Source organism: Leisingera aquaemixtae (assembly GCF_001458395.1).
Lineage (GTDB): Bacteria > Pseudomonadota > Alphaproteobacteria > Rhodobacterales > Rhodobacteraceae > Leisingera > Leisingera aquaemixtae.
The window spans coordinates 442,469-455,194 of sequence record NZ_CYSR01000021.1; the positions used below are offsets into that span (position 1 = coordinate 442,469).

The 12,726-nt window shown below is 66.0% G+C and carries 7 protein-coding genes; 5 read left to right on the top strand and 2 right to left on the bottom strand.

All coding sequences use genetic code 11. The features are described 5' to 3' along the window. Positions 1 to 26: 26 nt before the first annotated feature. Together PHA8399_RS10640 and dnaE are read right to left on the bottom strand one after the other, a co-directional pair. Complete coding sequence (locus PHA8399_RS10640) at positions 27 to 1,214, bottom strand: sensor histidine kinase (RefSeq protein ID WP_158509260.1); 1,188 nt, start codon at positions 1,212 to 1,214, stop codon at positions 27 to 29. A gap of 159 nt (positions 1,215 to 1,373) precedes the next feature. Continuing rightward, positions 1,374 to 4,886, bottom strand: coding sequence for a DNA polymerase III subunit alpha (gene dnaE / locus PHA8399_RS10645; protein WP_058286116.1), 3,513 nt, complete (start codon positions 4,884 to 4,886; stop codon positions 1,374 to 1,376). A gap of 356 nt (positions 4,887 to 5,242) precedes the next feature. On the opposite strand from dnaE, the gene xdhA reads away from it, so the two are divergent. From xdhA to PHA8399_RS10670, 5 genes are all read left to right on the top strand, one after another. Beyond that, positions 5,243 to 6,640: a xanthine dehydrogenase small subunit gene (xdhA, locus tag PHA8399_RS10650; RefSeq protein ID WP_058286117.1), complete on the top strand. Its 1,398-nt coding sequence runs from the start codon at positions 5,243 to 5,245 to the stop codon at positions 6,638 to 6,640. Beyond that, complete coding sequence (gene xdhB / locus PHA8399_RS10655; RefSeq protein ID WP_058286118.1) at positions 6,637 to 9,042, top strand: xanthine dehydrogenase molybdopterin binding subunit; 2,406 nt, start codon at positions 6,637 to 6,639, stop codon at positions 9,040 to 9,042. The genes xdhA and xdhB overlap by 4 nt, the downstream gene beginning before the upstream one ends. After that, positions 9,032 to 9,967, top strand: coding sequence for a xanthine dehydrogenase accessory protein XdhC (gene xdhC, locus PHA8399_RS10660; RefSeq protein ID WP_058286119.1), 936 nt, complete (start codon positions 9,032 to 9,034; stop codon positions 9,965 to 9,967). Before xdhB ends, xdhC begins: the two co-directional genes overlap by 11 nt. Beyond that, positions 9,964 to 11,481, top strand: a complete 1,518-nt coding sequence (locus PHA8399_RS10665) for an ABC transporter ATP-binding protein (protein WP_058286120.1) — start codon at positions 9,964 to 9,966, stop codon at positions 11,479 to 11,481. Before xdhC ends, PHA8399_RS10665 begins: the two co-directional genes overlap by 4 nt. A gap of 161 nt (positions 11,482 to 11,642) precedes the next feature. Continuing rightward, positions 11,643 to 12,725 (top strand): ABC transporter permease, encoded by a 1,083-nt coding sequence (locus PHA8399_RS10670; protein WP_058286121.1) that lies wholly within the window; start codon positions 11,643 to 11,645, stop codon positions 12,723 to 12,725. The last annotated feature ends 1 nt before the right edge of the window (position 12,726 follow it).

The window sequence follows — 12,726 nt, forward strand, 5'->3', positions numbered from 1 at the left end:
GCCCGGAGCGCCTGGCCTGCCCAGGCCTAGGCCAAGCCAAAGCCCTGTGCCGTCAGGCGCGTGGCAAGCTGCACGTTCTCGGCCTGGCTCTCCCCTTCGGCTAGGGCCGACAGCGGAACGTCCAGCTCATAGATCAGCTTGCCGCCCTCCACCGTCCGGCTGGCCTCCCCCTGCAGCATGGATGGCACGATCTGGGTCAGCAGCCGGGTGCCGAACCCGGTTCTTCCGGTGCCGTTCACCGGCATGCCCGGTTCATGGCAAAGATCCTCTTCCCACCGCAGCCGCAGGCGGTTCTGCGCGCCGTCCTCCCCGCGGACAGACCAGGACACGCGGATCCGCGCGTCTTCGCCATCAGCCGAACCGTATTTCTGCGCATTGGTCGCCAGTTCGTGCAGCGCCAGGCTGATCTGCTGCGCCGCTTCCGAACCGGTCTTCACCTCGGGACCGCTGACCGTCATCCTGTCGCCGAAGCTCAGCAGCACCGGCTCCAGCTGCGCCCGGACCACGCTTCCCAGATCCGCCGAAGCGCCGGAGGGCTCCTGCATGACGGTCTGGGTGGCAGAGGCCAGCGCGTTCAGGCGCCCGGTGAAGGTGCTGACGAAGTCGGTCACGTCCGAGACGCCGCGCGCGCTTTGCCGCGCCATCGACGAGACCACCGCAATCATGTTGTGGCTCCGGTGCACCGCTTCCCGCGCCGTCACCGCCAGTTTGGCATTGACGTCCCGCAGTTCGGCGGTGCGTTTCTCGACCAGGACTTCCAGCTCATCCCGGGCCTGCCGCAGCACGTCCAGGGTCTCCTCATGCGCGGCCACTTCCTCCAGCAGCCTGCCGTTGACATGCTCCAGTTCGCGGCGGCTCGGTATCGCGACAAGCACCGGAACCAGCTTGAACAACACCACCGCGGTGGTTGCCGAGACCAGCGCGGTGGCCAGCTTCAACAGGCCTTGCGCCGGATAGGCCGGCCACCAAAGCGTCAGGATGGACACCGCATGGGTCAGGCCGCACAGAAGAATGAAGGAGGCAAACAGCAGCACCAGCCCGCGGTGTTTCAAGTCCTTGCGCTGGCGCAAAACCTTGAACAGGGCCAAGGGGATGGCAAAATAGGCGAGGAAGATCAGAAGGTCAGAGCCGGCCCAAAGGATCAGCAGCCAGGGTTCCCAAAGCAGGCACATGCCGTGCGGCATGTACTCCCCGAAATCCAACAATGTTTGCACTGCGGCACTCTCCAGTCCTATGGCGGAACCGATGTCGGCCTGAACCATCTGAATATGCAACGCGGTCAGCGCGGCATAAGTTGCTAATTTTATTTCACGCGCAAGGCCGCACGGCAGCCGCAGCCCTCCCGCCGGAGGCGCCGGGCGCCTCGCGCAGCCTCAAATCTCCTCTACATCCATCACGCCGTCCAGCGATTTCAGCGCCCCCTTGATCTGCGGATTGATCGGGAACGCCTGGCCCAGATCCATCTCCACATCACCGGGCAGGCCGGGGTCCTGCAGGTACATGTAGACCTCGCCGCGCGATGCGTTGCGGGCCGCCGCCTTGGCATCCTCCAGCACCTGCGCCACGGTTCCGACGGCGCCGGCATCGCTCAGATACACCCGCAGCGAACTGCGCCCGGCATCTGCTATGGCGCTGTCCACCGGCCCGACCGATCGCACCAGCAGTTTCAGCTGGTCGCTCTCCATCGTCGCCTCGGCGGTGATCACCACCTTGGCGCCGGTCTCCAGGAACTCGCGGGACTTCTCCAGCACCTCGGAAAACAGCGTCACCTCATAGGCGCCCGAAGGGTCGCTGAGCTGGGCAAACGCAAAGCGGTTGCCGCGGGCTGACTTCCGCTCCTGCCGCCCGGCCACCACGCCCGCCATCTTGGCCATGAAGGGCCCGCGCTCGGCCTTGGCGGTGACCTCGTCCAGCGTCATCACCTTCTTGCGTTTCAGCGCCGGCATGTAGTCGTCCAGCGGATGTCCCGACAGGTAAAAGCCGATCGCCTTGAATTCCTCGCTCAGCCGCTCGGCAGGCAGCCAGTCCGGCACATTGGGCAGCCGCGGCTCCGGCAGGTCCTCGCCCGCCTCGCCGAACAGCGACACCTGGCTGGAGTTGCGCTGATCATGCACGGCGGCGGAATAGTCCACCAGCGCGCCCAGGCTCTCAAACACCCGGCGGCGGTTGGAGTCCAGCTGGTCAAAGGCCCCCGCCCGCGCCAGCATTTCCAAGGGCCGCTTGCCGACCTTTTTCAGGTTCACCCGACGGGCAAAGTCGAAGACATTGACAAAGGGTTTTTCCCGCCCGTCCTCGTTGCGCGCCTCGGCAACCAGCCGCATCACGTCCAGACCGACGTTCTTCAGCGCGCCCAGCGCATAGACCAGCTCGCCGTTCACCACGTTGAAGGTCGCCAGCGAGCGGTTGACGCAGGGCGGCACGTATTTCAGCCCCAGCCCCTTCTTCACTTCCTCGAAGTAGATCGCCAGCTTGTCAGTCAGGTGAATATCGCAGTTCATGACGCCGGCCATGAATTCGACCGGGTGGTTCGCCTTCAGCCAGCCGGTCTGATAGCTCACCACCGCATAGGCCGCCGCGTGCGATTTGTTGAAGCCGTAGTTGGCGAATTTCTCCAGAAGGTCGAACACCTCCGAGGCCTTCTTGGCGGGAACCCCGTTCTCCGCCGCGCCCTTTTCGAACTTCGGGCGTTCGGCGTCCATCGCCTCCTTGATCTTCTTACCCATCGCCCGGCGCAGAAGGTCAGCACCGCCCAGCGTATAGTTCGCCATCACCTGGGCGATCTGCATCACCTGTTCCTGATAGACGATGATGCCCTGGGTTTCCTCCAGGATGTGGTCGATCAGCGGGTGGACAGAGGTGATCTCGCGCTGGCCGTTCTTCACCTCGCAATAGACCGGGATGTTTTCCATCGGGCCGGGACGGTACAGCGCCACCAGCGCCACGATGTCCTCGATACAGGTGGGCTTCATGCGCTTCAGCGCATCCATCATGCCGGTGGATTCCACCTGGAACACCGCCACCGTCTTGGCGCGGGAATACAGGTCGTAGGTGACCTTGTCATCCAGCGGAATGGCGTTGATCTGGTTCTCCGCCCCCTCCGGCGGATCATAAAGCTTGGTCCCGTCGGCGGCGATATGCAGGTCGCGCCCTGACTGGAAGATCAGATCCATCGCGTTCTGAATCACGGTCAGGGTCTTGAGGCCGAGGAAGTCGAACTTCACCAGCCCCGCCTGCTCCACCCATTTCATGTTGAACTGGGTCGCGGGCATGTCGGACCGCGGATCGCGGTAAAGCGGCACCAGCGCATCCAGCGGCCGGTCGCCGATCACCACGCCCGCCGCGTGAGTACCGGCAGAGCGCAACAGCCCCTCGACCTGCTGGCCATAGGTCAGCAGCCGGTCCACCACCGGCTCATTGCGGGCTTCCTCGCTCAGCCGCGGCTCTTCCTTCAGCGCGTCGGCGATGGACATCGGCTTCACGCCCTCGACCGGGATCAGCTTCGACAGCCGGTCTACCTGGCCATAGGGCATCTGCAGAACCCGCCCCATGTCGCGCACCGCCGCCTTGGACAGAAGCGCGCCAAAGGTGATGATCTGCCCGACTTTATCCCTGCCGTATTTCTCCTGCACGTATTTGATCACCTCTTCCCGGCGGTCCATGCAGAAGTCGATGTCGAAGTCGGGCATCGACACCCGCTCCGGGTTCAGGAAGCGTTCGAACAGCAGCGAGTAGCGCAGCGGGTCAAGGTCGGTGATGGTCAGCGCATAGGCCACCAGCGAGCCCGCACCGGACCCCCGCCCCGGCCCCACCGGAATGTCGTGGTCCTTGGCCCACTGGATAAAGTCGGCAACGATCAGGAAGTAACCCGGGAACCCCATGCCCTCGATGATGCCCAGCTCGAAGTCGAGCCGCGCCTGGTATTCCTCGACGCTCACCGCGTGCGGGATCACCGCCAGACGCTGCTGCAGGCCCTCGTTGGCGATGCGGCGCAGCTCGGCCACCTCGTCATCAGCGAACTTCGGCAGGATCGGGTCGCGCCTATAGGCCATGAAGGCGCAGCGCTTGGCGATCTCCACGGTGTTCTCAATCGCCTCGGGCAGGTCGGCAAACAGCGCAACCATTTCCTCCTGGCTTTTGAAGTAATGCTGCGCGGTCAGGCGCCTGCGCGGCTCCGCCTGATCGACATAGGCGCCCTCGGCGATGCAGATCATCGCGTCATGCGCCTCGAACATCTCCGTGCTGGGGAAATAGACGTCATTGGTGGCGACCAGCGGCAGGCCCATGGCATAGGCCATTTCCACATGGCCGCGCTCTGTCTGTTTCTCCGCCTCCGGCTGGCCGTGCTCGCCCGGATGGCGCTGCAGCTCGACGTACAGCCGGTCCGGAAAGATCGCCTTCAGCCGCTGCATCAGCGCTTCCGCCGCCGGGCGCTGGCCCATCTGCAACAGCCGCCCAACCGGCCCGTCCGGCCCGCCGCTCAGGCAGATCACGCCTTCGGAATGGCTCTCCAGCTCCTCCAGCGTCACATACGGCAGCTCGCCCCCCTGCCGCAGATACAGGCAAGAGTTCAGCTTCATCAGATGCTCATACCCGGCCTCGCTCTGGGCCAGCAGCACCAGCGGCGCGGGCGGCTTGGGCCTTTCGCCGGGCGCCGGCTCGGTGAACCGCAGATCGACCTGGCAGCCGATGATCGGCTGCACCCCGGCGCCGCTCGCCGACACCGAAAACTCCAGCGCCGAGAACAGGTTGTTGGTATCGGTCACCGCAATCGCGGGCATGCCGTGCGTCTTGCACAGGTCCGGCAGCTTCTTCAGCCGCACGGCCCCCTCCAGCAGAGAGTATTCGGTATGGGTGCGCAGATGAATGAATCGGGGAGAGCTTGTCATGCCGCCACGCTATCGTATTGCCGCAGCGGGGTGAACGGGCGAACTGCACGGCCCGTCTCCCGGAATAGTGGAACGGTCCGCGGATATTTTCAGGATTTTTTTGAAGCTGTTTCGCGCCCCAGCCGCGGCAACCGCAAAGATACGGCTAAAAGGCATAAAAAATAACGGCATAGCCTCAAATTGCGCAACTTTATTGCGCCGCAGAATACTGCAGTGCGGCGGCGGTTTTCCTTGCTTTGACAAGGGGATGCTCCCTAGGCTGGTACCGCAAGCAATAAACAGCCCGCCGCGCCTTCTACGCCGCATCGAAGGGTGGCACATCGGGTCAACGGGGTAACGCGGCGGGTCTCGGGAAGATGGCACTCACCTTTCGTCTGAACGGTGAAACGGTCCGCATCACGGACGCACGCCCAACAGTCACGCTGCTGGACTGGCTGCGCGAGGAACAGGGCCTCACCGGCACCAAGGAGGGCTGCAACGAAGGCGATTGCGGCGCCTGCACTGTCATGGTCACCGATTCACGCGGATCGAAGGCCCTGAACGCCTGCATCCTGTTCCTGCCGCAGCTGCAGGGCAAGTCGGTGCGCACCGTCGAGGGCGCCTCAGGCCCGGACGGCAGCCTGCACCCCGTGCAGCAGGCGATGGTCGATCACCACGGCAGCCAATGCGGCTTCTGCACCCCCGGCTTCATCATGTCGATGGTCACCGCCCACGCCAACGGCGCCACGGATTTCGACGACCAGCTCGCAGGCAACCTCTGCCGCTGCACCGGCTACGCCCCGATCATCCGCGCCGCCGAGACCGCCAAGGATGCCCCGGTCCCGGACTGGATCGCACAGGAAGGGTCCTTCATCTGGCCGGAAATATCCCGGGGGGAGGCCGCAGGCCGGGGGGCAGCGCCCCCTATGCTGCCGGGTTCCGCCGATGAACTGGCTGACCTTTTTGAACGCCGCCCCGACGCCACCCTGGTCGCAGGCGCCACCGACGTGGGCCTCTGGGTCACCAAGCAGCTCCGCCATCTGCCGCAGATGATCTTCCTCGGCGGCTGCGACGACCTGAAGGGCATTGAGGTCGCGGACAGCGCCGTGCGCATCGGCGCCATGGCCGACATGAACGCCCTGCGCGCCGCGATGGAGCCGCTGCACCCGTCCTTTGCCGAAATGCTGCGCCGCTTTGCCTCCCAGCAGATCCGCGCTGCCGCCTCCGTCGGCGGCAATATCGCCAACGGCTCCCCCATCGGCGACACCCCGCCCGCGCTGATCGCCCTCGGCACCACCCTGCACCTGCGCAAGGGGGACAGCCGCCGCGAATTGCCGCTGGAGGACTTCTTCCTCGACTACGGCAAGCAGGACCGTGGCCCGGGTGAGTTCGTCGAGGCGGTCAGCTTCCCGCGCCAGCCCGATGCGCTCAAGGTCTACAAGCTGTCGAAACGCTTCGACCAGGACATCTCAGCCGTGCTCGGCGCCTTCAACGTGACCGTGATGAACGGCAATATCTCCGCCGCCCGCATCGCCTTTGGCGGCATGGCGGGCATCCCGAAACGCGCCGCCCGCGTCGAGGCCGCCCTCACCGGCCAGCCCTGGGATCAGGCCACGATCCAGACCGCCGCGGCCGCTTTCGACCAGGACTTCACCCCGATGAGCGACATGCGTGCCTCCGCCGCCTACCGGCTGGAGGCCGCCCGCAACATGCTGACCCGGTATTTCGCCGAACAGAATGGCGCGGCGGTCTCGGTGCTGGAGGTGAGGCCATGAGCGTCAGCAAACCCCTCCCCCATGATTCCGCCTGGCTGCATGTGACCGGCGCCGCGCGCTATGTCGATGACATCCCCGCGCCGCGCGGCACGCTGCATCTGGCCTTCGGCCTCTCGCCCATTGCCCGCGGCCATGTCGCGGCCATGGACCTCAGCGGCGTGCAGCAAAGCCCCGGCGTCGTGGCAGTGCTGACCGCCAAGGGGCTGCCCTTTGCCAATGACGTCTCCCCCTCGATCCACGACGAGCCGCTGCTGGCGGCCGGCACCGTCAATTATGTCGGCCAGCCGGTGTTCCTGGTGGTGGCCGACAGCCACCTCAATGCCCGCATCGCCGCCCGCAAGGGCAAGGTGGATTACAAGGAAGAACCTGCCCTCCTGACCCTCGACGCCGCACTCGCCGCCGACAGCCGGTTCGAGGAAGGCCCGCGCATCTATCACAAAGGCGACGCCGCCAAAGCCATTGATGCCGCCCCGCACAGGGTTGAGGGCACGTTCGAGCTGGGCGGCCAGGAGCATTTCTACCTCGAAGGCCAGGCGGCCATGGCGCTGCCGCAGGAGGATGGCGGCATGCACGTCCACTCCTCCACCCAGCACCCGACCGAGATCCAGCACAAGGTCGCCGACGCCATCGGCCTGCCGATGCATGCCGTCCGGGTCGAGACCCGCCGCATGGGCGGCGGCTTTGGCGGCAAGGAAAGCCAGGGCAACGCTTTGGCGGTGGCCTGCGCCGTCGCGGCCCGGCTGACCGGCAAGCCCTGCAAGATGCGCTATGACCGCGACGACGACATGGTGATCACCGGCAAGCGCCACGCCTTCCGCATGTCCTACCGCGCCGGGTTTGATGATGATGGCCGCCTGCAAGGCGTCGAGTTCCTGCATCTGGTGGACTGCGGCTGGGCGCAGGACCTGTCGCTGCCGGTCGCCGACCGCGCCATGCTGCACGCCGACAATGCCTATCTGATCCCGAATGTCCGCATCGAAAGCCATCGCCTGCGCACCAACCGGCAAAGCGCCACCGCCTACCGCGGCTTTGGCGGCCCGCAGGGGATGGTGGGGATCGAACGGGTGATGGACCACATCGCCCATGATCTGGGGCTGGACCCGGCAGAACTGCGGCAGCGCAATTACTACGCGCCGATGCAAACCCCGGAAGCCCCCGCCGGCGAAGCGCAGGACACCTCCGGCCAGCCGCTGGACCCGGACGCCGACCTCGCCTCCCGCGGCGCACCGGTGCAGCCCGCCAAAACCAGCCCGCCGCCCAAGGACGTGCAAACCACGCCCTACCACATGCCGGTCGAGGACTTCATCCTGCACGATCTGACCGCGCAGCTGCTGAAATCCTCGGATTACGCAGCGCGCAAGGCGGCGATTGCCAAGTGGAACCAGGGCCAGACCCACCTGAAACGCGGTATTGCCTTCTCGCCGGTGAAGTTCGGGATTTCCTTCACCCTCACCCATCTCAACCAGGCGGGCGCGCTGGTGCATGTCTACCAGGACGGCTCGGTGCATCTGAACCATGGCGGCACCGAGATGGGCCAGGGGCTGTTCCAGAAGGTGGCGCAGGTCGCCGCCAGCCGGTTCGGCATCCCGCTGGACAAGGTGAAGATCACCGCCAGCGACACCGCCAAGGTGCCCAACACCTCAGCCACCGCGGCCTCCTCCGGCTCCGACCTCAATGGGATGGCGGTGAAGGCCGCCTGCGACACCTTGCGCGCCCGCATGGCCGAACACCTGGCGCTGCAGCATCAGGCCAGCCCCGCCGATGTGGTGTTTGAAAACGGCATGGTGCGGATCGGCCAGGACGAGATGACATTCGAGAAGGCCGCGATGGCCTGCTACCAGGGCCGCGTCAGCCTGTCCGCCACCGGTTTCTATAAGACCCCCAAGGTCGAATGGGACCGGATCAAGGGCCAGGGCCGCCCGTTCTACTACTTCGCCTATGGGGCCGCGGTGACAGAAGTGGCGGTGGATGCGCTCACCGGCGAAAACCGCATCCTGCGCTGCGATATCCTGCATGACGCCGGCGCCTCGCTGAACCCGGGCATCGACATCGGCCAGATCGAGGGCGGATACGTCCAGGGCGCAGGCTGGCTGACCACCGAGGAGCTGGTCTGGGACGATGCCGGCCGCCTGCGAACCCATGCGCCCTCCACCTACAAGATCCCCGCCTGTTCCGATCGGCCCGGCGTGTTCAACGTGAATCTATTCGACGGCCAGAACCGGGAAGACACCATCTACCGATCCAAGGCGGTGGGGGAGCCGCCCTTTATGCTCGGCATCTCCGCCTGGCTGGCCCTCAGCGATGCGGTCGCGGCCTTTGGCACCGCCTACCCGGCGCTGAACGCCCCCGCCACGGCAGAGGAAGTCTGGCGCGCGGTCCGGAGAGTGCGCGATGGGATTTGACGTTGAGGAGCTGCGCCGGGCGGTTGCCGCGCATGGCCGCGTGGTGCGGGTGGTGATCGCCGCCATCCGCGGCTCCTCCCCGCGCGAGGCGGGCACCGCGATGCTGGTCTGGGAGACCGGCCAGTCCGGCACCATCGGCGGCGGCACCCTGGAATATGAGGCAGCAGAGGCGGCCCGCCGGCAAGCGGCCCCGAAACAGATCAGCACCCACGCGCTGGGGCCGGATCTGGGTCAGTGCTGCGGTGGTGCGGTCACGCTCTTCAGCGAGGTTTACGAGGCCGCAGACCTGAACACGCTGGACAGCCACGTCATCGCCCGCCCGGCCAGCCCGGCGCTGATGCCGGTCGCAGTGAAGCGCCTGCTTGCCGCCGCCCGCAGCCAGGGGCTTCCGCCGCAGCCGCAGCTGGTGGACGGCTGGATGATCGAACCGGTGCACAAGCCCAGCCAGCCGGTCTGGATCTGGGGCGCGGGCCATGTCGGGCGGGCGCTGGTCAATGTGCTGGCGCCGCTGCCGGATTTGCAGATCACCTGGGCGGACACCGCCGCCGCGCGGTTCCCGGCAGAGATCCCCGCCGGCGTCACCGCGATTCCGGCAGCTGACGTTGCGCTCCTGGTTCGCCATGCGCCTGAAAACGCTGCGCATTTGGTGCTGACCTATTCCCATGCGCTGGATCTGGCGCTATGCCACGCGCTGTTGAGTCATGGCTTTGCCTTTGCCGGGCTGATCGGCTCCAAAACCAAATGGGCGCGGTTCCGCTCGCGTCTTGCCGCCTTGGGGCACGCCCCCGGGGCAATCGCAAGGATCACCTGCCCGATCGGCGATCCGGAACTTGGAAAACATCCGCAGATGATTGCGGTCGGTGTTGCGGCGCAGCTGCTGCGGCATGGAAAAGAAGACGAACAGAGAGAGGACCGGCGCGCGTGAGTGTACCACTGTTGAGCCTGCAAGGCCTGACCAAGGCCTACCCCGGGGTTGTGGCCAATGACACCGTTTCCTTTGACATCGGCGAGGGCGAGGTGCATGCCCTGCTCGGCGAAAACGGCGCCGGCAAGTCGACGCTGGTCAAGATGATCTACGGGCTGGTAAAACCCGACAGCGGCAAGATGCTGTTGCGCGGCCAGCCCTATGAGCCCGCCGAGCCGCGCCAGGCGCGCGCCGACGGCATCGCCATGGTGTTCCAGCACTTCTCGCTGTTTGACGCGCTGAACGTGGCCGAAAACATCGCGCTTGGCATGGAAAACCCGCCGGAAATGCGCGATCTGGCCGCCCGCATCCGCGAAGTGTCGGAAACCTACGGCCTGCCGCTCGACCCCTACCGCACCGTCGGCGACCTGTCCGCGGGCGAGCGCCAGCGGGTCGAGATCATCCGCTGCCTGCTGCAGGACCCGAAACTGCTGATCATGGATGAGCCGACCTCGGTCCTCACCCCGCAGGAAGTGGAGATCCTGTTCAAGACCCTGCAAAAGCTGCAGTCCGAGGGCACTTCGATCCTCTATATCTCGCACAAGCTGGAGGAAATCCGCACCCTGTGCGACCACGCCACCATCCTGCGGCTGGGCAAGAACGTGGGCGAATGCACCCCGTCCGAGACCTCGGCGCGCGACATGGCGGAATTGATGGTCGGCAGTTCGCTTCAGACGCCCCAGCGCGGGGCGCGCGATTTTGGCGAGGTGGCGATGGACATCACCGGCCTGTCGGTGCCGGCCCCCTCGGCCTTTGGCACCGCGCTCAAGAACGTGCATCTGACTGTGCGCAAAGGCGAAATCCTCGGCATCGGCGGCGTTGCCGGCAACGGCCAGGACGAACTGCTGGGCGTGCTGTCGGGCGAGACCCTGACCGAAGCGGATGCGGTGAAGCTGCATGGGCAGCCGATCGGCAAGCTGGGCCCCACGGCGCGGCGCAAGCTGGGCGTGCTGGCCGCCCCCGAAGAACGCCTCGGCCACGCTGCCGCGCCGGATATGAGCCTGACGGAAAACGCCATGCTCACCGGGTCGGTGCGCGAAGGGCTGGAGAAGAACGGCTTCCTCGACTGGGGCAAGACCAAGGAGTTCGCCGAGCGCATCATCAAGGCGTTTGACGTGCGCACCCCCGGTCCCGGCAATGCGGCGCGGTCGCTTTCTGGCGGCAACCTGCAGAAGTTCGTGATCGGGCGGGAGGTGCTGCAGGACCCGGACGTGCTGGTGGTGAACCAGCCGACCTGGGGCGTCGACGCCGCCGCTGCCGCGGCCATCCGCCAGTCGCTGCTGGATCTGGCCGCCAAGGGCGCCGCGGTGATCTGCATCAGCCAGGACCTGGATGAGCTGATGGAAATCTCCGACAGCTTTGCCGCCCTCAACGAAGGCCGCCTCAGCGCCCCGCGCGAGGCCGCAGGGCTGACGGTGGACGAAATCGGCCTGATGATGGGCGGCGCCCATGGCATGGAGGTGGCGCATGTCTGATCTTCGTTCATTCCACAAGGGGCAGCGCCCGGCCCGGCGGGGTGGGAGCGAAGCGCCCGCCCCGTGGGGGGCGGGACGGGCGCTGCCCGGCCTAACGGCCGGGCGGAACACCGCAACCGTAAGCATGACAACAACAAAAGAAGAAACAGGGAGCCGCTTGAATGATCCGGCTTGAGAAACGGCCGCAGCCGTCGCGCGCCTGGTCGATGGCGACGCCGCTGGTGGCGGTGCTGGCGACAATGATTTTCGGCGGGCTCTTGTTTGCCGCGCTTGGCAAACCGCCGGTGGAGGCGATCCGCACCATTTTCTGGGAGCCGCTGTTTGGCGAGTTCTCCTTTTACTACCGCCCGCAGCTTTTGGTGAAGGGCGCGCCGCTGGTGCTGATCGCCATCGGCCTGTCGCTGGGCTTCCGCGCGGGCATCTGGAACATCGGCGCCGAGGGCCAGTATATCATGGGCGCCATCTGCGGCGCGGGCGCCGGCCTTGCCTTTTACCCTGCAGAGTCGTTCCTGATCTTCCCGCTGATGGTGGTGGCCGGCGCGCTTGGCGGCTGGGCCTGGGCGATGATCCCGGCGGTGCTGAAAACCCGCTTCGGCACCAATGAGATCCTGGTCTCCCTGATGCTGGTCTATGTGGCCGAGCAGTTCCTGGCGTCGGTCTCCTTGGGCCTATTGAAAAACCCGGAAGGCTTCGGCTTCCCCGGCTCCCGCAACCTGCAGGCCTGGGACAGCGCCCACAACGCCGAGCTGATTGCCGGCACCGGCATGCATTGGGGCGTGGTGGCGGCGCTGATCGCGGTGATCTTTGCCTATGTGCTCTTGAACCGCCATATGACCGGCTACCACATCCGCCTGACCGGCGAGGCGCCGCGGGCCGCGCGCTTTGCCGGGGTGAACCCCACCCGGCTGGTGCTGTTCTGCCTTGGCACCTCCGGTGCGCTGGCGGGACTGGCCGGACTGTTCGAGGTTTCCGGCCCCTCCGGCCAAGTCAGCATCGACTTCAACGTGGGCTATGGCTTCACTGCGATCATCGTCGCCTTCCTGGGCCGCCTGCACCCCGTGGGCATCCTGCTGGCAGGCGGACTGATGGCGCTGACTTACATCGGCGGCGATATCGCGCAATCGAACTTGCAGCTGCCCGCCGCGGCTATCCAGGTGTTCCAGGGGATGCTTCTGTTCTTCCTCCTGGCCTTCGACCTCTTGACCAATTTCCGCATCGCAATCGGCAAGCCGGAGGTGGCGTAAC